This is a genomic window from Streptomyces sp. NPDC050263 (assembly GCF_040655955.1).
Lineage (GTDB): Bacteria > Actinomycetota > Actinomycetes > Streptomycetales > Streptomycetaceae > Streptomyces.
Map to the genome: position 1 here is coordinate 20,642 of NZ_JBFAKW010000040.1, position 23,692 is coordinate 44,333.

The 23,692-nt window shown below is 72.4% G+C and carries 23 protein-coding genes; 15 read left to right on the plus strand and 8 right to left on the minus strand.

Annotation, left to right across the window (positions count from 1 at the left end):
• Positions 1–4 precede the first annotated feature (4 nt).
• From murC to AB0J04_RS19805, 3 genes are all read right to left on the minus strand, one after another.
• Positions 5–1,390, minus strand: coding sequence for a UDP-N-acetylmuramate--L-alanine ligase (murC, locus tag AB0J04_RS19795; protein WP_363169787.1), 1,386 nt, complete (start codon positions 1,388–1,390; stop codon positions 5–7).
• 109 nt (positions 1,391–1,499) lie between these two features.
• Positions 1,500–1,973, minus strand: a complete 474-nt coding sequence (locus AB0J04_RS19800) for an indole-3-glycerol phosphate synthase (protein ID WP_363169788.1) — start codon at positions 1,971–1,973, stop codon at positions 1,500–1,502.
• Between the two features lie 229 nt (positions 1,974–2,202).
• Positions 2,203–3,075 carry a pyrimidine reductase family protein gene (locus AB0J04_RS19805; protein WP_363169789.1) on the minus strand — a complete coding sequence of 291 codons (873 nt, stop codon included), beginning with the start codon at positions 3,073–3,075 and terminating at the stop codon, positions 2,203–2,205.
• 37 nt (positions 3,076–3,112) lie between these two features.
• Here AB0J04_RS19805 and zapE point away from each other — a divergent pair, with 37 nt between their 5' ends.
• From zapE to AB0J04_RS19845, 8 genes are all read left to right on the plus strand, one after another.
• On the plus strand, positions 3,113–4,219 hold the full coding sequence (gene zapE, locus AB0J04_RS19810; RefSeq protein WP_363169790.1) for a cell division protein ZapE: 1,107 nt from the start codon (positions 3,113–3,115) through the stop codon (positions 4,217–4,219).
• A gap of 183 nt (positions 4,220–4,402) precedes the next feature.
• On the plus strand, positions 4,403–4,810 hold the full coding sequence (locus tag AB0J04_RS19815; protein WP_363169791.1) for a hypothetical protein: 408 nt from the start codon (positions 4,403–4,405) through the stop codon (positions 4,808–4,810).
• 190 nt (positions 4,811–5,000) lie between these two features.
• On the plus strand, positions 5,001–5,582 hold the full coding sequence (locus tag AB0J04_RS19820; protein WP_363169792.1) for a carbonic anhydrase: 582 nt from the start codon (positions 5,001–5,003) through the stop codon (positions 5,580–5,582).
• A gap of 8 nt (positions 5,583–5,590) precedes the next feature.
• The gene (locus tag AB0J04_RS19825) at positions 5,591–7,105 is read left to right on the plus strand and encodes a SulP family inorganic anion transporter (protein WP_363169793.1); all 1,515 of its coding nucleotides are present in this window, start codon (positions 5,591–5,593) and stop codon (positions 7,103–7,105) included.
• Between the two features lie 150 nt (positions 7,106–7,255).
• On the plus strand, positions 7,256–8,137 hold the full coding sequence (locus AB0J04_RS19830) for a slipin family protein (RefSeq protein ID WP_363169795.1): 882 nt from the start codon (positions 7,256–7,258) through the stop codon (positions 8,135–8,137).
• A gap of 91 nt (positions 8,138–8,228) precedes the next feature.
• Positions 8,229–9,614 (plus strand): PhoX family protein, encoded by a 1,386-nt coding sequence (locus AB0J04_RS19835; RefSeq protein WP_363169796.1) that lies wholly within the window; start codon positions 8,229–8,231, stop codon positions 9,612–9,614.
• A 203-nt stretch (positions 9,615–9,817) separates the two neighbouring features.
• Positions 9,818–10,690, plus strand: coding sequence for a polysaccharide deacetylase family protein (locus tag AB0J04_RS19840; protein WP_363169798.1), 873 nt, complete (start codon positions 9,818–9,820; stop codon positions 10,688–10,690).
• 70 nt (positions 10,691–10,760) lie between these two features.
• A complete protein-coding gene (locus AB0J04_RS19845) occupies positions 10,761–10,970 on the plus strand; it encodes a hypothetical protein (RefSeq protein ID WP_363169799.1) in 210 nt (69 codons plus the stop codon).
• 51 nt (positions 10,971–11,021) lie between these two features.
• Here AB0J04_RS19845 and AB0J04_RS19850 read toward each other — a convergent pair whose 3' ends face one another.
• Positions 11,022–11,693 (minus strand): ABC transporter, encoded by a 672-nt coding sequence (locus AB0J04_RS19850; RefSeq protein WP_363169800.1) that lies wholly within the window; start codon positions 11,691–11,693, stop codon positions 11,022–11,024.
• The gene (locus AB0J04_RS19855; protein ID WP_363169801.1) at positions 11,690–12,550 is read right to left on the minus strand and encodes an ATP-binding cassette domain-containing protein; all 861 of its coding nucleotides are present in this window, start codon (positions 12,548–12,550) and stop codon (positions 11,690–11,692) included. The genes AB0J04_RS19850 and AB0J04_RS19855 overlap by 4 nt, the downstream gene beginning before the upstream one ends.
• A 39-nt stretch (positions 12,551–12,589) precedes the next feature.
• Here AB0J04_RS19855 and AB0J04_RS19860 point away from each other — a divergent pair, with 39 nt between their 5' ends.
• The 5 genes from AB0J04_RS19860 (at position 12,590) to AB0J04_RS19880 (ending at position 18,582) form a co-directional block, all read left to right on the plus strand.
• On the plus strand, positions 12,590–13,291 hold the full coding sequence (locus AB0J04_RS19860) for a peptidyl-tRNA hydrolase (protein WP_363169802.1): 702 nt from the start codon (positions 12,590–12,592) through the stop codon (positions 13,289–13,291).
• 161 nt (positions 13,292–13,452) lie between these two features.
• Positions 13,453–14,766 (plus strand): DUF692 domain-containing protein, encoded by a 1,314-nt coding sequence (locus tag AB0J04_RS19865; RefSeq protein ID WP_363169803.1) that lies wholly within the window; start codon positions 13,453–13,455, stop codon positions 14,764–14,766.
• 256 nt (positions 14,767–15,022) lie between these two features.
• Positions 15,023–15,799 carry a DUF4142 domain-containing protein gene (locus tag AB0J04_RS19870; protein WP_363169805.1) on the plus strand — a complete coding sequence of 259 codons (777 nt, stop codon included), beginning with the start codon at positions 15,023–15,025 and terminating at the stop codon, positions 15,797–15,799.
• A 105-nt stretch (positions 15,800–15,904) separates the two neighbouring features.
• Positions 15,905–16,708, plus strand: coding sequence for a TIGR04222 domain-containing membrane protein (locus AB0J04_RS19875; protein WP_363169806.1), 804 nt, complete (start codon positions 15,905–15,907; stop codon positions 16,706–16,708).
• 188 nt (positions 16,709–16,896) lie between these two features.
• Positions 16,897–18,582: an alpha/beta hydrolase gene (locus AB0J04_RS19880; protein WP_363169807.1), complete on the plus strand. Its 1,686-nt coding sequence runs from the start codon at positions 16,897–16,899 to the stop codon at positions 18,580–18,582.
• Here the strand turns inward: AB0J04_RS19880 and hemQ are convergent, their stop codons facing one another.
• A complete protein-coding gene (gene hemQ / locus AB0J04_RS19885) occupies positions 18,583–19,314 on the minus strand; it encodes a hydrogen peroxide-dependent heme synthase (protein WP_363169828.1) in 732 nt (243 codons plus the stop codon).
• 5 nt (positions 19,315–19,319) lie between these two features.
• Positions 19,320–20,777, minus strand: a complete 1,458-nt coding sequence (gene hemG, locus AB0J04_RS19890; protein ID WP_363169808.1) for a protoporphyrinogen oxidase — start codon at positions 20,775–20,777, stop codon at positions 19,320–19,322.
• Between the two features lie 159 nt (positions 20,778–20,936).
• Here hemG and AB0J04_RS19895 point away from each other — a divergent pair, with 159 nt between their 5' ends.
• Positions 20,937–21,938 carry a DUF4349 domain-containing protein gene (locus tag AB0J04_RS19895; protein ID WP_363169829.1) on the plus strand — a complete coding sequence of 334 codons (1,002 nt, stop codon included), beginning with the start codon at positions 20,937–20,939 and terminating at the stop codon, positions 21,936–21,938.
• A gap of 27 nt (positions 21,939–21,965) precedes the next feature.
• Complete coding sequence (locus AB0J04_RS19900; RefSeq protein WP_363169809.1) at positions 21,966–23,339, plus strand: FAD-dependent oxidoreductase; 1,374 nt, start codon at positions 21,966–21,968, stop codon at positions 23,337–23,339.
• Between the two features lie 54 nt (positions 23,340–23,393).
• Here the strand turns inward: AB0J04_RS19900 and AB0J04_RS19905 are convergent, their stop codons facing one another.
• A complete protein-coding gene (locus tag AB0J04_RS19905) occupies positions 23,394–23,633 on the minus strand; it encodes a hypothetical protein (protein WP_363169810.1) in 240 nt (79 codons plus the stop codon).
• Positions 23,634–23,692 lie beyond the last annotated feature (59 nt).

Below are 23,692 nucleotides of genomic sequence, written 5' to 3' on the forward strand. Positions count from 1 at the left end.
CCCCTCACTGGGAAAGACGGTCCAGAATGCGCGGGCCCAGGTCGGTCACGTCGCCCGCGCCCATGGTGAGAACGAGATCACCGGCCTTCGCCATTCCCGCGATCACGGACGGCACCTCGTCCTTGTCGTGGACGGCCGTCACGTCCGCGCCCGCCGCCCGGGCCGCGGCGATGATCAGCTCGCTGGTCACGCCGGGGATCGGGTCCTCACGCGCGGGATAGATGTCGAGGACGACGGACGCGTCGGCCAGGGCCAGGGACGCGCCCATCTCCTTGCCGAGCTCCTGCGTCCGGGAGAACAGGTGCGGCTGGAAGACGACGAGGATGCGGGCGTCGCCGACCGCCGCGCGCATCGCCTCCAGGTCGGCCGTCATCTCGGTCGGGTGGTGGGCGTAGGAGTCGATGACCTGGACGCCCGCCTCCTCGCCCTTGAGCTGGAGCCGGCGCTTGACGCCCGTGTACGCGGCCAGGGCGGGGGCGAGTTCGGCGGCCGGGACGCCCAGGGCGACGCCGGCCGCGAGGGCGGCGACGGCGTTGTGCGCGTAGTGGCGGCCGGGCACCGAGACGGTGAAGGTGAGCTCCTGCCCGTCCAGCAGGACGGTCACCTCGCTCTTCAGCCCCTGGGGGACGACGGACAGCACGCGCACGCGTGCGTCCTCGGCCTCTCCGTAGGTCACGACCCGCACGCCCTGGACGCGCCGGGTCAGTTCGCGCGCGCCCTCGTGGTCGGCGGTGATCACCAGCGTGCCGCCGGGCACGATCTTGCCGGCGAAGGTCTCGAACGACTCGTAGATCTCGTCCATCGAGGCGTAGTTCGCGTGGTGGTCGAGCTCCACGTTGAGGACGATGGCGACCTCGGGGGCGTACTTGTGGAAGCTGCGGTCCGATTCGTCCGCCTCGGCGACGAAGATCTCGCCCTCGCCGTGCAGCGCGTTGGAACCGGGTGCGTCCAGGTCGCCGCCGATCGCGTACGAGGGGTGCAGACCGAGCTCGGACAGCGACACGGCCAGCATGGAGGTGGTGGTCGTCTTGCCGTGCGTGCCGGCGACGGCGATCGGACGCAGGCCGTCCATCAGGCGGGCGAGCGCGTCCGAGCGGTGGACCACCGGGATGCCCAGCTCGGCCGCGCGGGCCAGCTCCGGGTTGTCCGCGCGGATCGCCGACGAGACGACGACACAGCTCGCGTCGTCGGCCAGGTGCTCGGCGGCGTGCCCGATGTGCACGGTCGCGCCGAGGGCCCGCAGCGCCGCCGCGGTCTCCGACTCCTTGGCGTCGCTGCCGGCCACCTTCGCCCCGCGCTGAGCCAGAATCTTCGCGATCCCCGACATCCCGGCCCCACCGATGCCGATGAAGTGCGGTCGGTCCATGGCGGTAGGAAGGCCGGGTGCCATGCGTGTGTCTCCAGGGTGCGCTACGACGGTGGACGCGCCCCAGCCTATTGGGTCGGGCCCGCCGCACCTCCCCAGGGGCGCGGGGAACCGCACGGCGACCCGTGACCGCCTACGCCTTGCTGTGCGAGAACAGCTTGAGCACCGGCACCCCCACCTTGTGCCGGGCCCGGGAGGCCCAGTCCCGGTGGAAGAACTCCTCCACGTAGTGCGGATCGGTCAGCACGATCACCTCGTCCGCCCCGACCTCCGCCACCAGGGACTTCAGCGCGTCCAGCGGATGGTCCTCGACGAGCCGTCCCGCCGCGTCGTGGCCCGCCGCCTGCAACGCCTGCAGGGACACCGCCAGGGCCCGCTCGCCGAACCCCTTGGCGTCGTCCCCCTCGGGCGTCTCACGCTCGCGCGCCGCCTCGTCCAGCTCGCCCAGGGCCACGTCGTCGATCGCCCGCAGCAGGCGGTCCGCCTGGTCGCCCCGCGGCTGGAGCAGCACGCGGAAGGAGACCGGCTCCTCCCCGTGCAAGGTGCTGACGAACTCCACGTCGGCGGACGTCAGGGCCTTCTCGATCATCAAAACGCTTGTGAACACCAGCGCCCCATTCTCCTTCGAGGACCCCCGTGGCCCTCTCTCCTCCGTGGGCCGTTCGCGGCCCTGCGGAAACCATCCTTCCCCGTGCTCGCACGGGGACTGCGAGATTTAGTGTGCCCGTCGGAAGTTAAACGGAACGACCGATTCCGTCGATTCCACTGATTCCGCTGATTTCAGGACCATCAGTATCGATCAAACTCATTTCGGCATCGTCGAACGTATTTCGCCATCACGGTCGCCGGTACCTGCCGAACAGAAAACCCTCCTCCTCCAGCAGGGACGCCAGTGCGAACCGCTGCGGAACCGCGACCGACGGTCCGCCCGCGATGCGCTGCGCGTCGCCCGCGACGAGCATCGGGGAGAGGGTCAGACACAGCTCGTCGAGCACCCCGGCGGCGATGAACTGCCCCAGCAGCCGGGGCCCGCCCTCGGTGAGCAGCCGGGTGTGCCCGAGCTCGGCCAGAGCCCGCACGGCCCGGGCCGGTTCCACGCCCGTGCCGTCTCCGGAGACCACCACCCGGGCCCCCGCCTTCTCCGCGGCCGCGACCCGGTCGGGAGCGGCCGCGGCGCCCGTGAGGAGCAGGGTGGGCGTCAGGGGCGAGGTGAAGAGCGGCAACGAGAAGTCCAGGTCGAGACTGGCGGTGACCACCGCGACGGCGGGCGCGGGCCCCTGCCCGGCCGCCTCGCGCCGCGCGGCGAACTCCGCACGCGCGCGTGCGGGGCGGTAGCCCTCCAGACGTACCGTTTCCGCGCCGACGACCACCACGTCGGCGAGCCCCCGCAGCGTGCCGAAGATCCGCATGTCGGCGGCGGTGGAGATGGGCTGTGAGCGCCCGTCGTGCTGGGCGCCGCCGTCGAGCGTGGACACCATGTTGGCGCGCAGCCAGGCCCGCCGCTCGCCGGACTCGGGCTCCGGGTAGGCGTAGGCCTCGGCGAGTTCGTCGAGGCTCCACTCACGGTCCTGGGCCTCGCCGCCTCCCGCGCCGCCTCCCTCGCCGCCTCCCTCGCCGCCCCCCGCGCCGGGGCCCCCGGGCGGCCTCCCGCCGGAGTCGGTCGTCACTGTCTGGACTGTCTGGTCGGTCACAGGGAACAGCCGTCGCATGCCAGGCAGTCTGGCACGCCCCGTAGCATGGGGAACCGTGTCGTCCTCCTCCCCCGCCCCCGGCCTCAGCCCGATAGTCGATGCGGCCCCGGTCTCCCTCTGCGCCCGTCAGCCGCATGTCCCCGCGGACCGGCTGGTCGCCGAGATGGTGCCGCCGCCACGCTTCGACTCGGTCCGTTTCAGCACCTACCTCCCGGACCCGAACCAGCCCAGCCAGACCGAGGCGGTCGGCGTCCTGGACGACTTCGCGGCCGGACTGGGCGGGGCGCACGCCACGGGCACCGCCAAACGGGGGTTCCTCGGCTTCGGCAGGGCGAAGGCGCCCAAGGCGCCCGCCGGACCCCGCGGCGTCTACCTCGACGGTGGCTACGGCGTCGGCAAGACCCACCTCCTGGCGTCCCTGTGGCACGCCACCCCGGCCGAGCCGGCCCTGAAGGCGTTCGGCACCTTCGTCGAGCTGACCAACCTCGTCGGCGCCCTCGGCTTCCAGCAGACGGTGCGGACGCTCTCCGGACACCGCCTGCTGTGCATCGACGAGTTCGAGCTGGACGACCCCGGCGACACCGTTCTCGTCTCGACGCTGCTCGGCAAGCTGGTCGACGCCGGCGTCGCGCTCGCCGCCACCTCCAACACCCTGCCCGGCAAGCTGGGCGAGGGCCGGTTCGCGTCCGCCGACTTCCTGCGCGAGATCCAGGGCCTGTCGGCGCACTTCCGCGCGCTGCGCATCGACGGCGAGGACTACCGCCACCGCGGCCTGCCCGAGGCGCCGGCGCCGCACTCGGACGAAGAGGTGACGAAGGCGGCGTACGCCACCGAGGGCGCCTCGCTCGACGACTTCCCGCACCTGCTGGAACACCTCGCCAAGGTCCACCCGAGCCGTTACGGCGCGCTGACGGACGGCTTGAAGGCGGTCTGTCTCACGGATGTGGCGCCGGTGCCCGACCAGTCCACGGCCCTCAGGCTGGTGGTCCTGGCCGACCGGCTCTACGACCGTGAGGTCCCGGTCCTGGCCTCCGGGCTCCCCTTCGACCGGTTGTTCAGCGAGGAGATGCTGAACGGCGGCTACCGGAAGAAGTACTTCCGGGCGATCTCCCGGCTCACCGCGCTGGCCCGCGACGCCAAACGGCTCGTCGAACCACACTAACGGATCGTCACAGCTCAGGTCAAGAGTCGGTTCGCGCCAGATCACCCCCTCTTTTGAGGCGCACTTCTTTTCGAAACGCTCAGTTAACCCTGCAAACAACTTTGCAGGGCTACCGTGCTTCTTGACCAGTCATTGACCAACCGTTGGTCTGGACTAGAGGAGAGAGTGCCGGGAGGGGGGCGCATGTTCCGAGGTAGGACGGCCACGGCCGCCTTCGCGCTCGTCGCCGCCGTTCTGCTGGCCCTTCCGTTCTTCACACCGGCCTCCTCGTTCGCATCCGCGCACACCGTGCGTCAGGTCGAGGCCAAGGCTCAGCCCGGATTCAAACCCTCGGGCAAGCCCGTACGCGACGAGTTCGTCACCGTCCGTGGCTGCGACCAGTCCGGCGGTCCCGCCGATCCGCTGCGCTCCCGCGACCGCCACCGCGCCGCGCTCTGCGCCGCCCCCGCTCCCCAGGAGCCCGAGCGCGCACTGCTGGCGCTGGACCCGGCGGCGGCGCATCAGCCGACCCGGCCGGCCGAACCGTACGACCGCGGGTCGAGACCCCCGACTGCGCACTCTCCGGCGGCACTTCAGGTCTTCCGCTGCTGAGAGAGCGGAGCAGAACAGCAGTTCCCCCACCTGTCCTGTGTCCTGCACAGCCCTGCACAGCCGTTCCTGCGCACCTGTTCCTGCGCATCTGTTCCTGCACACGTGCTTCTGTGCACCTGCGCTGTGCGTCCGTCCTGTGTCCTGCACATCCGACGCGCCCCCACTGCGCGCCAGGAGGAGTCACCACGTCATGCAGCCCCTCATCGACAACGCCCGTACGTTCGGACAGCGCCCTGAGGAGTTCGCCAAGCTCGCCGAAGGCCAGTCCCCTCAGGTCCTCTTCATCACCTGCTCCGACTCGCGGGTCGTGCCCGCCCTGATCACGGGCGCCCGCCCCGGCGAGCTCTTCGAGCTGCGCACCGCGGGCAACATCGTGCCCCCGTACAGCTCCGCCCGCCCCACCGGCGAGGCGGCCACCATCGAGTACGCCGTGGAGGTCCTCGGCGTCCAGGACATCGTGGTCTGCGGCCACTCGCACTGCGGCGCAGTCGGCGCGCTGGTGCGCGGCGACGACCTCGACGGCGTCCCCGCCGTACGCGACTGGCTCGCCCACGCCGCGGACGAACCGGGGGCCGCCGATCCCGACGACCCGACGGTCATGCGGGCGGTGCAGAACCATGTGCTCGCCCAGCTGCTGCGGCTGCGGTCCTACCCCTGCGTGGAGAAGCGGCTGACCGACGGCCGGCTGCGGGTACGCGGCTGGTACTACGAGGTGCACACCGGCGCCGTACGCGAACACCGCGTGGACACCGACGGTTTCGAAGCCCTGTGAGCGCCCCGATGAACCAGAACACCTCCCGGCGAATATCCCGCCGCACATCCCCGCGCATGTCCGGGTTCCCCCACCTCAAGCAGGACTTCGCCGCCTCGCTCGTCGTCTTCCTGGTCGCGCTCCCGCTGTGCGTGGGCGTGGCCGTGGCCTCCGGCGTGCCGGCCGAGCTCGGGCTCGTCACCGGCATCGTCGGCGGCCTCGTCACCGGGCTGATGCGGGGCAGCAGCCTCCAGGTGTCCGGTCCCGCGGCCGGACTGACCGTGCTGGTCTTCGAGGCGGTGCAGGAGTTCGGCCTGCCCGCCCTCGGAGTGATCGTCCTCGCGACGGGCGCGCTGCAACTCGCCATGGGCGCCCTGAAGCTGGGCCGCTACTTCCGGGCCATCTCGGTCTCGGTCGTCGAGGGCATGCTGGCCGGAATCGGCCTGGTGCTGATCGCCGGTCAGCTGTACTCGGTGGTCGGCGCCAAGGCGCCGGCATCCGGTCTGGAGAAGATCGCCGGGCTGCCCGAGGCGTTCGTGGACGCGACCGGCCGTGCCGCCGCGTCGGCCTCGCTCGCGCTCGGCGTCGGCACCGTCGTGGTACTCGTGCTGTGGAAACGGTTGCCGAAAAAGGTGCGCACGGTGCCCGGCCCGCTCGCCGCGGTGGGCCTGGCGACGCTCGCCGCCCTGCTGCTGGACCTGCCCGTGGCCACCGTCGAGGTGCAGGGCCTCCTCGGCGCCGTCCAGCCCCCGCCGCTCGGCTCCTTCGGCGAGCTGGCGCATATCGGCCTGCTCGGCACGATCGTCGCCTTCACCCTGATCGCGTCCGCCGAGTCGCTGTTCAGCGCGGCGGCGGTGGACCGGCTGCACGACGGCCCGCGCACCGAGTACGACAAGGAACTGATGGCCCAGGGCGCGGGCAACGCGCTCTGCGGGATGCTCGGCGCACTGCCGATGACCGCGGTGATCGTGCGCAGCGCGGCCAACGTGCAGGCGGGCGCGCGCACCAAGGCGTCCCGCGTGCTGCACGGCGTGTGGCTGCTGCTCTTCGCGGCCCTGCTGCCGGACGCGCTGGCCTACATCCCCATCCCGGCGCTGGCCGGCATCCTCGTCCACGCGGGCGCCAAGCTCGTGCCCGTGCGGGCGATCGTCGGGCTGTGGCGTGAGCACCGCGGCGAGGCGCTGATCCTGGTCGCCACGGCCGTGTCGATCGTCGCGGTCAGCATGTTCGAGGGCGTGCTCATCGGTCTCGCGCTGGCCGTCGCCAAGACGGCCTGGGAGGCCTCGCACCTCAGGATGGAGATCGTCGACAAGGGCGCCGGGCCGGTCCAGGCCCATCTGTCGGGCAACGCGACCTTCCTGCGGCTGCCGAAGATCCTCGACAGCCTGGAGGCCCTCCCGCAGGACCGCCCGGTCGAACTGGACCTCTCGGGCCTGCACCACCTCGACCACGCCTGCCGCTCGGCCCTGGAGACCTGGGCGGAACGGCACAGCGCGGTCGGCACGGAGCCGGTGAAGGTCACGGAACCGGTGACGACCGTGTAGCCGCGCAGCTCGTCGTCCGGCCCGGGACCCGGGGCGTGGCCCCGGGGGGACCCGGGGCGTGGCCCCGGGCCGGACGACGGGCATATCGTTACAGAGATAGACAGAAACTGGCAGAACAGCCTTTACGGACCTCTTGCTGAGGAGGTCGTCATGCTCGAGGAGCTGCTGGGCGCGGCCGCGGCGGTCGCCGCCGGAGGCCTCGTGTATCTCGGGGCGGCCGCCCGGGTCGTCAAGCAGTACGAGCGCGGGGTGGTCCTCCGGCTCGGCCGGCTGCACGGCGACGTCCGCCCGCCCGGGTTCACCCTGGTCATCCCGGCCGTGGACCGGCTGCGCAAGGTCAACCTCCAGATCGTGACGATGCCCATTCCCGCCCAGGAGGGCATCACCCGCGACAACGTGACCGTGCGGGTCGACGCGGTCGTGTACTTCCGGGTGGTGGACGCGGCGGCCGCGACGATCAACGTCGAGGACTACCGTTTCGCCGTCTCGCAGATGGCTCAGACCTCGCTGCGTTCGATCATCGGCAAGAGCGAGCTGGACGACCTGCTGTCGAACCGGGAGAAGCTCAACGAGGGCCTGGAGCTGATGATCGACAGTCCGGCCATCGGCTGGGGCGTGCAGATCGACCGGGTCGAGATCAAGGACGTGTCCCTGCCGGACACCATGAAGCGCTCGATGGCCCGCCAGGCCGAGGCGGACCGTGAGCGCCGGGCGCGGATCATCAACGCCGACGCCGAGCTCCAGGCGTCGAAGAAGCTCGCCGAGGCGGCGAAGGAGATGTCCGAGCAGCCCGCCGCCCTCCAGCTGCGGCTGCTCCAGACGGTGGTGGCGGTCGCCGCCGAGAAGAACTCCACGCTCGTCCTGCCGTTCCCGGTGGAACTGCTGCGCTTCCTGGAAAAGGCCCAGCAACCGCTCCCACAGCACCCTCAGCAGCAGCCGCCCCCGCCACCACCTCCCCCGTCTGCGCCGTCACCGCCTCAGCCACTTCCCGAGGCGCCGCCTCAGGCGCCGCCGAACGCCGTCGACGAGTGACACGTGCGCCATGCGTGGTTCCTGAGGCGCGCTCCGGGTGATAGACACAGCGGGATCACAGTTCCTGTCCGCCAGCAGGAAGGTTTTCCCCATGTCTGCGACACGACGTCAGATCCTCGCCGGCACCGGTGTCATGGGAGTCGGAGCAGGGGTGGGCATCTCGTTCACCGGTGCCCTCTCCGACCTCTTCACCGGCACCGCGAACGCGACCCCGCAGAAACTCGGCCACGACGGCTACGGCCCCCTCGTACCGGACCCGGACGGTCTGCTCGACCTCCCCGAGGGCTTCCGCTACCGGGTCCTCTCCCGCGAGGGCGATCCGCTGCGCTCCGGCGAGGGCCCGGTGCCCTCCCACCACGACGGTATGACGGCCCTCCCCGGCCGCGGCGGTCGGGTCCACCTGGTCCGCAACCACGAGAACCGCCCCACCGCGGCGCTCCCCGTCCCCACGGTCAAGGGCCTGACCTACGACCCTGCGGGCAAGGGCGGTTGTACGGCCCTGACCCTGGACTCCCGGAACAAGGTGCTCTCGGAGCGGGTAGCCATCGCCGGTACGGCCGTCAACTGCGCGGGCGGGCCCACTCCGTGGCACACCTGGCTGACCTGCGAGGAGACCGAGGACAAAGCCGGCATAAACGGTTACAGCAAGGACCACGGTTTCATCTTCGAGGTCGACCCGTCCGACCCGCGCCGCACCGGGGCCGTCCCGCTGACCGCGATGGGCCGTTTCCAGCACGAGGCGATCGCTGTCGATCCGCACAACGGAACCGTTTACGAAACGGAGGACGCGTTCCTCGAGCCGTTCGGCCTTTTCTACCGTTTCCTGCCGGAGAAACCGCTGGGTGGGGTGGGCTCGCTGCGCGCGGGCGGCAGGCTCCAGGCGATGCGCGTCCCCGGCGTGCCGGACCTGTCCTCCATCCAGGACACGGGGGCCGTCTTCGAGGGCATCGAGTGGGTGGACGTACCGGATCCGCTCGCCGCCGAAACCCCGGTCCGTCTACAGGACTTCGGCCCCAAGGGCATCACGCACGCCCAGAAGCTGGAGGGCTGTTACTGGGGCGGGCGGTGCGTGTACTTCGTCTCGTCGTTCGCGCGCGGCGCGGACGGCTCGGCGGCCGACCACTTCGGCCAGATCTGGCGCTACGACCCGCAGCGCCGCCGCCTCGCCCTCGTCATCGTCTTCGGCCCGGACACCGACGTCCGGCTCCCCGGCGAGTCCCCGGACAACATCTGCCTCGCTGCGGGCGGCGGCCTGATGGTCTGCGAGGACGGCAACGGCGCCCAGCACGTCTTCGGCGTGACCCGGGCCGGCGAGGTGTACGCGATGGCGCGGGGCCGACAGAACATCGGGACGCCCGAGGCCCCCGAGTGGGGCGAGTTCGCCGGCGTCGCCTTCTCCCCCGACGGCAGGACCATGTACGTCAACTGCTACACCCCCGGAACGACCTTCGCGATCACGGGACCGTGGCGGCGTTAGTCCCGGATACCGCTTCGGATTCGGTTTCGGACACCGGTTCGGATGCAGATTCAGAAACCGGTTCCGATGCAGATTCGGAGGTGCGTTTCGGTTCCGGATTGCGTTTCGGTGGGCCGAGCGCGCGGGAGCCGGGCGGGTGACGCCGACGGAGGCACGGTCATACATCCACATGGGCCATGAGGCGCATCCCATAACTTCATACGATGATCCCTCCCGTGCGCCGCCTCACCGCTCTCTGTGCCCTCGGTGCCGCCCTCGGCGCTCTCACGCTCACCGCCTGCGGTGCTCCTCGGCAACCGAAGGCCCCGCGCCCCGCCGCGCCCGCCCACACCTCCGCCGTCCCCTCCGCCGTCCCCTCGCGGCCCCCGACGCTGGCTCCCGGCCCGGCCGGTCTCACCCCCGTCTTCCATCACGCGCCCCGCACCGCCGACCGGACCGTCGCCCTCACCTTCGACGCCGACATGACCGCCGACCAGGGGGCCCGGGCGGCGGCGGGCGAGCACTTCGACAACCCGGGGCTGATCGCGGCGCTGCGGGCGCTGAAGGTCCCGGCCACCGTGTTCATGACCGGCCGCTGGGCCGAGGAGTACCCGGACCAGGCCCGTTCCATCGGCCGCGATCCCCGGTTCGAGGTCGCCAACCACTCCTACAGTCACTACGCCTTCACCGGCGACTGCTACGGCCTGCCGACCGTCCCCGAGAGCCGGATGCGGGCGGACGTGGAGCGGGCGTACACGGCGTTCCGCACGGCCGGCGTGCCCGACGCGATGCCCTACTTCCGTTTCCCCGGCGGCTGTTACGACAAGCGAGCGCTGCGCGCGGTGAGCGGCACCGGCGTGACCGCGGTCCAGTGGGACGTGGTCGGCGGGGACGCCTTCGCGACGGACGCGGACGCGGTCGCCCGGCAGGTGCTGGAGGGTGTGAAACCCGGGTCGGTGGTCGTCATGCACTGCACCCGCAGCGCGGCCCCGACGACCGAGCGGGCGGTGCGCACGATCGTGCCGGAGCTGCGCCGGCAGGGATACCGGTTCGTGAAGGTGTCCGAGCTGATCGGAACGGGGAGCGGACGGCGGTGAGTCACGTGCGCCGACGGTGAGCCGGGTACGCCGACACCCTGAACCGGAAAGGCTTTCGTACGCTGGAGGCATGAGTGACGACGCCGGCGACCGGGAGTACGACCGGGATCGGGAGTACTGCCTGATCGACGCGACCACACCGCCCAGGGCCGAGGGGCCGCCGTATGCGGACTGCGTGTTGTGCCGCAGGCAGACGGAGTATCCGGAGTCGTACAAGGGGATCACGCTGTGCCCGGTGTGCGAGTGGCAGGAGGCGCAACGGACGGCCTGCTCGGGGTGACCGGTTACCCGGACAACGTGCGTAACCGGTTACCCTGCGTGCTCACCCGAGTCAGGGCGACCGGCGGGACGTGAGCGCGCAGGCCGCGGCGATGGCGGCAGCGCTCAGCACGGCGGCGGCGACCAGCGGCAGGATCGGCACGTGGACCGTCGCCGAGTGGGAGCCGTCGACCAGACCGCTGACCGCCGCATGGGCCGGGGAACCGGTTGCCACCAGCGCCAGCAGGGCTGCCAGCAGCAGCGCGGGCACCGCACGGCCGGGTGAGCGCAGTACGGGCCAGGCGGTGAGCGCGCCGACGGCCACGCCGAGCAGCGCGCAGGTCAGGACGGCGAGCAGGCCGGCGCCGGCGGCTTCGAGGACGGGGACGCGCTTGTGGCGGTCGCTGCCGACCGGGTCGCTGATGAACGTGACGAGCGCTGTCGCCGTCGTACCGAGCAGCGCGGCCCCGGCCAGCGCGACCAGGACACAGGCCAGATGCGCCCGTGCGGGCCCGACCGCCGCCGCGACGACGGTGCGGGCCGCCGGGGGCTCGTTGGACACGCAGATCCGCACCAGCCAGGCGGCCACGGGGAGCAGGAACGCGGCGGTGTAGCCGAGCGAGTCCAGCAGCGGCTGGCCGCCCTGCACCCCGATGCCCAGGAAGACGGCGTAGAGGAGGAACGGGGGCAGCCAGCGCTGCGAGCGCACGAGCAGGGCGGTCTGGTAGCGCAGCAGGGCGGTCATCGGCGGCTCTCGTCCTGCCGGACGCTCACCACGTGCCACGGCGGGCCGGCGGTCAGCAGGGCTCGGAGCAGGACGTCGGAGTGGGAGACGGGGACGGTGAGCCGGTGGGTGCGGTCGGCCGTCTCCTCGGCGGCGGTGGCCAGGCGAAGGGCTTCCGGGGGGAGCGGGGCGGCCGGGCCGTGCACCTCGACGGTCATGTGCGGGCCGTCGGGGACGGCGGCCGGCTCCTCGTCGGTGCGACGACCGTGGAGGGTGCCGTCGCGAACCGTGTACACGGCGTCCGTGGCGCCGGCGAGGCGGCGGGGGTCGTGGTCGACGAAGACGACTGCCGCTCCGGCGGCCGTCCGCTCGGCGACCGCCCGCTCGAGTTCGGCCCGCGCGTCCGTGTCCAGGCCGGTCCACGCCTCGTCCAGGATCAGCAGCTCCGGTTCGGCGAGCAGCGCCTGGGCCACGGCGACCTTCTGGCTGCTGCCCTTCGACAGGCGGGTCATGGGGGTGTGGGCGTGGGCGGTGGCGTCGAAGCGGTCGAGCCAGTCGGCCGCGGCGCGCTCGGCCGAGGTACGGGACAGACCGTGCACGGCGCCGAGGTGGGTGAGGTAGCCGACGGCGGTGAAAGGGAGGGCGGCGGGGAAGCGTTCGGGGACGTACGCGGTGCGGGGGCGGCCGGTGAGTCTGCCCTCCGTCGGGGCGTCGATTCGGGCAAGAAGGCGCAGGAGAGTGGACTTGCCGGTGCCGTTGGGCCCCTCGATCCGGGTGAGGGTGGCGGGGGTCAGTCCCAGGTTCACCTCGCGCAGGACCCACGGGCCGCGTAAGCCGTAGCGGCGGCCCACACTCTCCAGACGTAGATCGCGTTCCATGAAGGGCATCCTCTCGTACCGGTCCAGTAGCCTGCGCCTGTGAGTGAGAGTCCCTTTCAGACCGAGCCGAACCCTCGTGACCAGGCTCCGCAGTTCGTGTTGCCCCTCGTCGTGCGGATAGAGAAATCCGCGCCGCCCGCCCGTACCGACGCTCTCGAGACGGCTGCCCGTGCCGTGCTCGTCCTGCTCGGCGACGAGCGCTCCGTCGGGGACGGGGAGTGGGCGCAGGTCATGCGGGACTGGCAGGACGCCCGGATTCGCAAGGTGGTGCGGCGGGCCCGGGGAGCCGAGTGGCGGCGGGCCGGGGAGCTGCCGGGGATCACCGTCACGGGGAAGTCGGCGGAGGTGCGGGTGTTTCCCCCTGTGCCGTTGGACGGGTGGCCGAAGGAACTGGCGAAGCTTCAGGTTTCCGGAACCGATCTCGACGATCCCGAGCCGCCTGCGGACGTCGAGCCGGGCACCGTCGTGCTGTGGATGAGTCCGGAGGTGGAGATGTCGGCGGGGAAGGGGATGGCGCAGGCCGGACACGGCGCGCAGCTCGCCTGGTGGGAGCTGTCGGACGAGGAGCGGGCCGCCTGGCGTGAAACCGGTTTCCCGCTTGCTGTCCGGACCGCGGCCCCGGAGCGGTGGCGTGACCTGACGGCGAGCGGGCTGCCGCTGGTCAGGGATGCCGGCTTCACCGAGATCGCGCCGGGCAGCTGCACGGTGGTCGCCGACCATCCGGCCCTGAGGGCCCGCTGACGCGTCTGCCGGACGACCCGCCTGCCCGGCAGCCGTCGGCCCGCCGCCCCGACGACGCGAACCTCAAATGTTGCTCTGAAGGAGGGCGGCGGGCGGTTCGAGTTGCGGTGGCGGGGCGATACCACCGTCACCACGCAGGGGGCACGGAGGAGGCGGGGACCATGATGCGACTGGGGACGGGGATCGGCTGGCGACCGGAGATCGCGGACGCCGTGGAGCGGATGCCGGGCATCGACTGGGTCGAGGCCGTCGCCGAGAACGTGTGTCCCGGGCAGCTGCCCGACTCCCTGCTGCGGCTGCGCGAGCGCGGGGTCACCGTGATCCCGCACGGCGTCTCGCTCGGGCTCGGCGATGCGGAGCGGCCCGACCGGGGGCGGCTGACCGCACTCGCCGAGCGGGCCGAGGCGCTGGGCGCGCCGCTGGTCACCGAGCACATCGCGTTCGTCCGCGCGGGCGGCCCGCTGACGGCGTCCCCACGGCTGGAGGCCGGGCATCTGCTGCCCGTGCCGCGCACCCGGGACGCCCTCGACGTGCTGTGCGAGAACGTGCGCATCGCGCAGGACGCGCTGCCCGTGCCGCTCGCCGTCGAGAACATCGCCGCGCTCGTCGCCTGGCCGGGCGAGGAGATGACGGAGGGACAGTTCCTGTACGACCTGGCCGACCGCACCGGGGTTCGGCTGCTCGTCGACGTGGCCAATCTGCACACCAACCACGTCAACCGCGGCGAGGATCCCGCGAAGGCGCTCGCGGAGCTGCCCCTGGAGGCCATCGCCTACGTCCATGTCGCGGGCGGCTTCGAGCGGGACGGCGTCTGGCACGACAGTCACGCGCACCCGGTGACCCGCCCGGTCCTCGACATCCTGACCGACCTCGCCTCCAGGGTGTCGCCGCCGGGCGTGCTGTTGGAGCGGGACGAGAACTTCCCCGAACCGGCCGAGCTGGAGCGGGAATTGGGCGCGATCCGGGAGGCCGTCGAGAGCGGTGCGGCGCTGCGTGGCGCGACCTGCGACGCCGAGGCCGTCGCCCCCACCCGCACCAGCGCCGGCGCCATCGGCCCCGACGGGCCGACCCGTCAGCGCCTCGGTCTCGCCCAGGCGGCCCTGCTGTCGGCGCTGGTCGCGGGGACGCCGGTCCCCGAGGGCTTCGACCGGGTGCGACTCGGCGTACAGGCCCGGGCGCTGGCGGCGAAGCGGGCCGATGTGGTGGCGAAGGTCGCGCCGGAGTTGCCGCTGATCCTCGGAAACGGTTACCGGGCCGCTTTCGTCGCGTACGCGCAGCGGCATCCGATGCACGGCGGATACCGGCAGGACGCTCTCGACTTCGCCGAGCAGATGCTCCTGGACGGACGGTCGCCGGAAGGCCGCGCCCGCCGCGAACTACGCCGTTGGTGGCTGGACCGCTCGGGCCCGGCGCCGAGGCAGAAGTCTCGGTTGGGGCAGGTGAGCCGGATGGGACGGTCGTTGATCCGGCGGTGACGGGAACCGGCCGAAGCGCAGCCCCGAATGTGCCGGGTTTAACACCCGACCGCGCTCTTCGCGCGCAACAACGTTTCCACAGACGTTTTCCACCAGTTCTCTCACCTTTGAACCCTCTCCTCGCCCTCCCTTTTCATCCGAGATGCCCGTGATGTAACTCTTCGCCCCCGTACGGCAGTTGGCAGAGCAGGCGCAGTAACATGCCAGTCCCGCAACCGATGTGCACTTGCGTGCAGTGCCGTGAGCAGGAGGCGCCATGCGCCCGCGACCCCCGATCAAGGGCAGAGGCATCTTCAGTGGCACCGGGCTGATCATCACGTGCCTGGCGGCGACCCTGGCGGCGCTGGCCTTCCCGGTCTGGTCGTACTCCGACCGCTCGGGCACGGGCGTGGACGTACTGAACGCGCAGAGCGTGTCGACGCAGTACGGGCCGCTGTCGGCCCTGGACCGGGAGTTCATCACCAAGGTCCGGCTGGCCGGGCTGTGGGAACTGCCCGCCGGCCAGCAGGCGCAGACGAAGGGCACGACCGAGGCCGTACGGACGGCGGGCCGGCATCTGGTCGAGGGGCACGCCTTCCTGGACGAGCGGGTGCGCACCGTCGCCTCCCAATTGGGCCTCGCGCTGCCGAACGAGCCCAACGACCAGCAGAAGGGCTGGCTGGCGGAGCTGAACGCGGCGCAGGGGCAGCAGTACGACTGGAAGTTCGCCAACATCCTGCGCCTCGCGCACGGCCGGGTGTTCTCCGTCGTCGCGCAGGTACGGGCCAGCACGCGCAACTCGCTGGTGCGTGAGCTCGCCGACGACGCCAACACCACCGTGCTGGACCACATCAAGATCCTCGAGGCCACCGGGTACGTCGACTACGACGCCCTCGCCCGCGACCTGGCGGCCGACAGCACGCCGCCGCTCACCAACTCCCCCGGGCCGCCGGGCCCCACGGCCGATCCCGGACCGGTCGTGCCGCTCACGGCGTCGCCGCAACCCACGTACACGCTCCCGCCGGCCGCGGCCAGCCCGCCACCCGGCTCCTGAGCCGCCCGGGACGAAGGCAAGCGGAACGTCACATACCCACAACACCCGTTCCGGATCGTGAACGGGGCATGGCGTTTCCCGGTGCGGATGGCATAGAAACGCGGCATGGTCTGGGTGCTTCTCCTGCTGCTGGCATGGGCCGTCGCGGGCGCGGCGTGCACACGGCTGTGTCTGGCCGCCGCCCGTGCGGCGAGCGTGGACGCGAACGCGGGCCGCGGACATGATCTGACGCTGTACGAGGCGGCCTTCCTGTCCGGCGGCCCGGGCCGGGTCGCCGACCTGACCATGGTCTCCATGGCGCGCCAGCGGCGGCTGCTGCTCGCCCACACCGGCTGGGCGACCGTCGTGGACCCGCGCGGGCGCGACGAGATGGAACGGTCGGTCATCGGGGCCATAGGGCCCGAGGGGCAGTCACCCATCGCCCCGGTGCGGGCCGCGGCGGCGGCCGCGGACGCGGTGGGCGGCCTCGCCGACCGGCTGGTCGACGCGGGCCTCGCGGTGCCCGACGGGGCCCGTACGACGGTCGCGGCCGGGGTGCGGCGGGTGCGGGTCGCCGCCGTGGTCGTCCTCGCGCTGGGCGCCACCGCGCTGCTGCTCCCCGCCGCCCCGGAGATGCCCCGCAACCTCGTCGCCCTCTGGTTCGCGCTGCCCCTCGCCCTCACCCTGAGCTGCCTGGCGACAGCGCGGGTGGAGGCGCATCCGTACTCGCGCTGGGCCTCCCCGGCCGGCCAGCGGCTGCTGGGCGCGCTGGCCCGGCACGCGGGGAGCGCGGCGGACGAGCGTACGTATCTGACCACCGTGGCCGTACGCGGGATCCGCGCGGTCGGCGAACCGGACCTGCGGGCGGCCTTCGCACATCGCGGCCAGTACGGGTCCTACGGGTACTACGGGCTGTACGGGCGCGACTGAGACGGCGCTCCGCTCGGGCAGGGCTCCCGGGCGGAAACTCCCGGGGAGGGATCACTCAAGCGGGGCGCGCTGGACCACCGGGGGGCGCACAAGGGGCATTGACGCCGACACCCGCCGTCGGTGCTTGCCTTCCCCCGAGGCCGAACCAAACTTCCCTTTTGTCGCCGCCGTGCACCGAAGGGACCCCGATGAGAGCCGCCGCCCTCCACTCGGCCGCAGGAGCCCTGCTGCTGACCGCCCTCTCCGCCGTCCCGGCGGGCGGCGTCCCGAGCGCCCCCGACCTGTCCGCTCCCGTCCTGTCCGCCTCCGCGCGGTCCGTCACGCCCGGCGTCGCGCTCGCCGCCGCGCGGGCCGCGGTGAGGGGCGTCGACTTCGGGAAGTGCTCCGACGCACAGGACCTGCCCGGCACCATGCAGTGCGGCACGGTCGCCGTCCCGCTGGACTACGCACGGCCGAACGGCAAGCAGATCGACCTGACCGTCAGCCGGGTGCAGGCCACCCACCGGGACCCGCACAACAGCAAGCACCGGGTGCCCCGGCAGGGCGCGCTGGTCTTCAATCCGGGCGGCCCGGGCGGCTCCGGCCTGTACTTCCCGCTGATCGGGCTGCTGCCGGAGTGGAAGCGCATCGGGGCCGCGTACGACCTCGTCGGCTACGACCCGCGCGGGGTCGGCCGCTCGGCGCCGCTGTCCTGTCAGGACCCCAAGCGGTTCTTCAAGGGCCCCTCCCCGGCCCCGACGCACCCCTCGGAGTCCTACAAGCGGGAGCGCATCGCGCAGGCGAAGGCGTACGCGCAAGGGTGCGCCAAACGGTCGGGCAACGGCCTGCGGCACTTCAACTCCCTCAACAACGCCCGAGACCTGGACGTGCTGCGCGCCGCGCTGGGCGAAGAGCGACTGACGTTCATGGGAGCGTCGTACGGCACCTACTTCGGGGCGGTGTACGCGACCCTGTTCCCCTCGCACGTGCGGCGGATGGTGTTCGACGCGGCGGTGAACCCGGACCCGGCGCAGATCTGGTACCGCAACAACCTCGACCAGTCGGCGGCGTTCGAGAGCCGCTGGACGGACTTCCGGGAGTGGATCGCACGGCACGACGACGTGTACGACCTCGGCGGCACGGCTCAGGCGGTGCTGGACAGCTATGAGCGGGCGCGGGCGCGGCTGGCCGCGGAGCCGGCCGGCGGGAAGGTGGGGCCGGGTCAGCTCCAGGGCGCGTTCCTGCAGGCCGGTTACTACGACGACTACTGGCCGGCTCGGGCGCAGGCGCTGTCGGAGTACCTGAAGGGCGACCCGAAGCAGCTCATCGCGCAGGCCGGGCCGGTGCAGGAGGCCGCCGAGGAGGCGGAGAACTCGAACGCCGTGTACACGGCGGTGGAGTGCAACGACGGGCCGTGGCCGACGGACTGGAAGGTGTGGGACCGCGACAACACGCGGCTCGCGCGGGTCGCGCCGTTCGAGACCTGGGACAACGTGTGGGCGAACCTGCCGTGCGCGTACTGGCCGGCGCCCCGGCAGGAGCCGCTCGATGTACGGACCGGGCCGGGCGAGCTGCCGCCGACGCTGATCCTGGCCGCGGAGCGGGACGCCGCCGCGCCCTACGACGGGGCCCTTGAGATGCACCGGCGGCTGACCGGTTCGGTGCTGGTGACCGAGCGGGACTCGGGTACGCACGGCATCGGGGGCGGCCCGAACCGGTGCGTCAACGGCCACCTCGACGCGTACCTGCTGGAGGGCCGGCTTCCCACGCGGCGCGCGGCCTGCGCAGCGCATGCGCAGCCGAAGCCGACCGCACCGAAGCAGGCCGAGCCGAAGCCGGCCGGGCCCGGGCCGGCGGCCCGCTCCGCGGAGCGGGCCGCGCGCCCGAAGCGCTGATCAGGCCAGGCCCGCGACCAGCTCCGCGACGTCCTTGCGCCGGCCCGTGTAGAACGGGACCTCCTCGCGGACGTGCATCCGGGCCTCCGAGGCCCGCAGATGACGCATGAGGTCGACGATGCGGTACAGCTCGTCGGCCTCGAAGGCCAGGATCCACTCGTAGTCGCCGAGCGAGAACGAGGCGACCGTGTTGGCACGGACGTCCGGGTAGCCGCGGGCCATCTTGCCGTGGTCGGCGAGCATGCGACGGCGGTCCTCGTCGGGCAGCAGGTACCAGTCGTAGGAGCGCACGAACGGGTAGACGCTGATGTAGTCGCGGGGCGTCTCGTCGGCCAGGAACGCCGGAATGTGCGAGCGGTTGAACTCGGCGGGGCGGTGCAGCGCCATGTTCGACCAGACCGGCTCCAGTGCGCGGCCCAGCCGGGTGCGGCGGAACAGGTTGTACGCCTCCTGGAGCTGGTCGGCGGTCTCGGCGTGCCACCAGATCATGAGGTCGGCGTCGGCGCGCAGACCGGACACGTCGTACGTGCCGCGGACCGTCACGTCCTTGGCGGCGAGCTGGTCGAACAGCTCCTGGACCTCGTCGGCGTACCCCGCGCGGTCGTCGGGGAGCACGTCCTTCAGCTTGAAGACGGACCACAGCGTGTAGCGGATGACCTCGTTAAGGTCCTTCGCCAGCTTGCCCTTGTTCGGGATCCTGCCGGCCTCGGTGGTGGGGGCGTCGTCGCTCATGGTGCTCATTCTCCCGCTCCGCCGTGCAGACTCTGCACCGGGTTGGCCGTGAGCTCCCGGACGGCGCTCAGGTCGCCGCCGATCTGGTCCACCGCGGCGTACGCGCTCGCGATGCAGGCCGGGATGCCCACGCCGTCGTACTGCGCGCCGCACACCGCGAGGCCCGGGAGCTTCGCGACGTGCTCGCGGATGCGGGCCACGCGCGCGTGGTGGCCGACGGGGTACTGGGGCAGACCGTCCGTCCAGCGGGTGACGCGGGTTTCGACGGGTGTGGCGTCCAGGCCGGTGGCGGCGCGCAGGTCGTGCCGGGAGACGTCGACGAGGTCGGCGTCCTCGCGGCCCAGGATCTCCGTCTCGCCGTAGCGCCCCACGGAGGTGCGCAGCACGACCGTCCCCGGGTTCTCGTCGGCGATCCAGCCCCACTTCTGGGAGGCGAAGGTGGACGCCTTGATGGTGCGTCCGTCGACGGGCGGGACGAGGAAGCCGCTGCCGTCGGGCAGGGCCGTCTCGGCGCGCCGGTAGGCGAGGGTGATCAGTGCCATGGAGGCGTACTCCACCGTGCGCAGCTCGGCGGCGGCCTCGGGGGACTCGGCGGCGAGCAGTGCGGCGGCGGCCGGTGCGGGGACGGCGACGACCACGGCGTCGGCCCGCAGCACCCGCTCCCCCGCGGTGACGCGCCAGCCGCCGGCCGGCTCGCGGCGCAGCTCCGTCACGGCCACACGCGTGTGGATCTCGCCGCCGCGCGCCTCGACGGACTCGGCGACCGCGAGCGGCAGCGAGCCCACGCCGCCCTCGATGCCCATGAACACGGGTCCGGTCTGCCGGTCGGCGGTCGCCTTGGCCTGGATCTCGCGGACGGCCTCGGTCAACGAGGTGTGTGTCTGCGCCGCCTGGAAGAGCTGCGGGACGGCCGAGCGCATCGAGATCCGGTAGGCGTCGCCTGCGTAGACGCCGCCCAGCAGGGGTTCGATGAGGCGGTCGACGACCTCGCGGCCCAGGCGTGCGGCCACGTACTCCCCGACCGCCACGTCGTCCCCCGTCTCCGTGCGGGGCAGGTCGGCGTCGCGTTCGATACGGGCCAGGCCCTCGTCGGACAGAACGCCGGAGAGGGCGGCCGCGGTGCCCGGGACGCCCATGACGTGGCCCTTGGGCATGGGGCGCAGCGCGCCTCGGGTCCAGATCGAGGCCGTGGCGGTGGCCGGCGGCCGGAGGAGGTCGGCGAGGCCCGCCTCGCGCGCGAGGGCGACCGCCTCGGGCCGGCGGGCCAGCATCGACTCGGCGCCGAGGTCCACGCGCACGCCCGCGATCTCGCCGGGCAACAGCTTGCCGCCGACCCGGTCGGACGCCTCCAGCACGGTCACTCTCGCCCCGCGCCCCAGCAGCCGGTGGGCGGCGGCCAGACCGGCGATCCCGGCTCCGATGACGACGACGTGATGCCCCGTGCCCGTACCCGTTGCGCTCATGCGCCCACTCTCTCAGACCCCACTGACACTCCCGCCGCGCCCCGGTGTCCTCCCCGCGTCCCGACCGTGACCTGTTCGGAACCGACCATCGCCAACGTCCCGGCCCGCCCCGGCGTCGAAGGAGCGTCAATGGCCCACAGCACTCGGGGGGACACGCAGATGCCCACACGCCATTCCGTACGACGCTCGGGACGACGTCCCGTACGACCCGCCCACGCCCTGTCCGCGATCCTGCTGGCCGCGGGCCTCGCGCTCACCGGATGCAGCAGCGCGAACGACTCGAGCTCGAGCGGCGCGGCCGACAAGGCCGCCGTCGGCGAGGCCGCCCCGGAGGGCGCCGCCTCGGACCTGAAGGAGGGCGCGGGCGCGAGCGGCTCGAAGGCCACCACGGCACCGAAGCTCGACACCAACCGCATCATCCGCACCGCCTCCCTGACCGTGCAGGTCAAGGACGTGCCGAAGGCCCTCGACGAGGCCCGGGCGACCACCGAGAACGCGGGCGGCTACGTCGGCGACGAGACGACCGTCCGGGACGAGGACGGCGGCGAGCAGACCCGGGTCGTGCTCCGGGTGCCCGTCGAGAAGTACGACGACGTCCTGACCGATCTCCAGGGCGCGGGCAAGCTCCTGGAGCGCACGGCGAAGGCCCAGGACGTCACCGGTCAGGTCGTCGACGTCGAGAGCCGGATCGCCTCGCAGCGCGCCAGCGTCGCCCGGGTGCGCGAGCTGATGGACCGGGCGACGAAGCTCAGCGACGTCGTCACCCTGGAAGGCGAGTTGAGCACCCGGGAGGCCGATCTGGAGGCGCTGCTCGCCCAACAGGCGTCCCTGAAGGACCGCACGAGCCTGGCGACCATCACCGTGACTCTCTCGGAGAAGCCGGTCGACCCGGCCGCCGACAAGGACGACGACCCGGGGTTCGTGGACGCGCTGGCGGGCGGCTGGGAGGCGTTCGTGACGGTGCTGCGCTGGATCGCCGTGGCGTTCGGCGCGGCGCTGCCGTTCCTCGCGGCGGCCGTCCTGGTCGTGCTGGGGTGGCTGCGGCTGTCGCGTGTGCGGCGGCGGGCGGCAGCGGCGCCGGCGCCCGGCGACGGCGGCGCGGCGCCCGCAGAGGGCGCAGAGGGCGCAGAGGGCGCAGAGGGCGAACGCACGGAGGACTGAAGTGCGAGTCGGCCGTAGCGTGTTCGCATGAGCATCGAGCGACTGGTCGTGATCGGCGGTGACGCCGCGGGCATGTCCGCGGCGTCCCAGGCCCGGCGTCTGAAGGGGCCCGGGGAACTGGAGATCGTGGCCTTCGAACGCGGCCACTTCACCTCCTTCTCGGCGTGCGGCATCCCGTACTGGGTGGGCGGTGACGTCGTCGGGCGGGACGAACTGATCGCCCGCACGCCCGAGGAGCACCGCGCGCGGGGGATCGACCTGCGGCTGCGCACGGAGGTCACGGAGATCGACGTGGCGGGGCGGCGGGTACGCGCGCGTGACGTGGATTCGGGCGCGCAGTCCTGGACGTCGTACGACAAGCTCGTGATCGCGACCGGGGCCCGCCCGATCCGGCCGGACCTGCCGGGTGTGGACGCGGCGGGCGTGCACGGGGTGCAGACCCTGGACGACGGGCAGGCGCTGATCGACACGCTGGCACGCGCGCGTGGACGGAGGGCCGTCGTCGTGGGGGCGGGCTACATCGGCGTGGAGATGGCCGAGGCGCTCATCAACCGCGGCTACGAGGTGACGGTCGTCAACCGGGGCAGCGAGCCGATGTCGACCCTCGACCCGGACATGGGCCGACTGGTGCACACGGCCATGGAGGGCCTGGGCATCACCATGGTGAACGAGGCCGAGGTCACCGCGGTGCGCACCGCCGAGGACGGCCACGTCCGCGCGGTGGTGACCAAGGACGCCGAGTACCCGGCGGACGTGGTGGTGCTGGGCATCGGCGTCCGTCCGGAGACCGCGCTCGCGAAGGCCGCCGGGCTGCCCCTGGGCGGGCACGGCGGGCTGCTCACCGACCTGGCGATGCGGGTGCGCGGCCACGAGGACATCTGGGCCGGCGGCGACTGCGTCGAGGTCCTCGACCTGGTCTCCGGCCAGGAACGTCATATCGCCCTCGGCACCCACGCCAACAAGCACGGCCAGGTCATCGGCGCCAACGTCGGCGGCGGCTACGCCACGTTCCCCGGCGTGGTCGGCACGGCCGTCAGCAAGGTCTGCGATCTGGAGATCGCCCGCACGGGTCTGCGGGAGAAGGACGCGCGCCGGGTCGGTCTCCGCTTCGAGACGGTCACCGTCGAGTCCACCAGCCGCGCGGGCTACTACCCCGGCGCCTCCGCCATGACGGTCAAGATGCTCGCCGAGCGCAGGACGGGCCGTCTGCTGGGCGTCCAGATCGTCGGGAGGGAGGGCGCGGGCAAGCGGGTCGACATCGCGGCGGTGGCGTTGACAGCCGGGATGACGGTGGAGCAGATGACGGCCCTGGACCTGGGCTACGCCCCGCCGTTCAGCCCGGTGTGGGATCCGGTGCTGGTGGCGGCGAGGAAGGCGACGGCAAGGGTGCGGAGCACCTGAGGAGCTGCCCGGGGCGCGGGCCGACCGTGGCCGGCCCGCGCCCCGTGACGTTCCTCAACCGGTTCCGCTCAGCCTCGGCAGGGCGGAAACAGCCGCGGGCTGTTCCACCGGCTTCGCATGCGCCGCGGCCGCCGGCCGCGACCGCAACCGGTTACTGACGGCTTCGTCCAATGTCACCGGCCGCTGCATCTGCGCAGCGAGCCGCCCGGCCTCCTGGCCGAGTCGCGCCACGTCCTCCCAGGGCAGCCGGACCACCAGCGAGATTTCGGCCTCGCCGTCGGGTGTGGCGTGCATGGGGGGAGTAACTCGGTCGTTCATCGTCTGTTCCTCACGTCGTCCCCGCGACCCGCCTT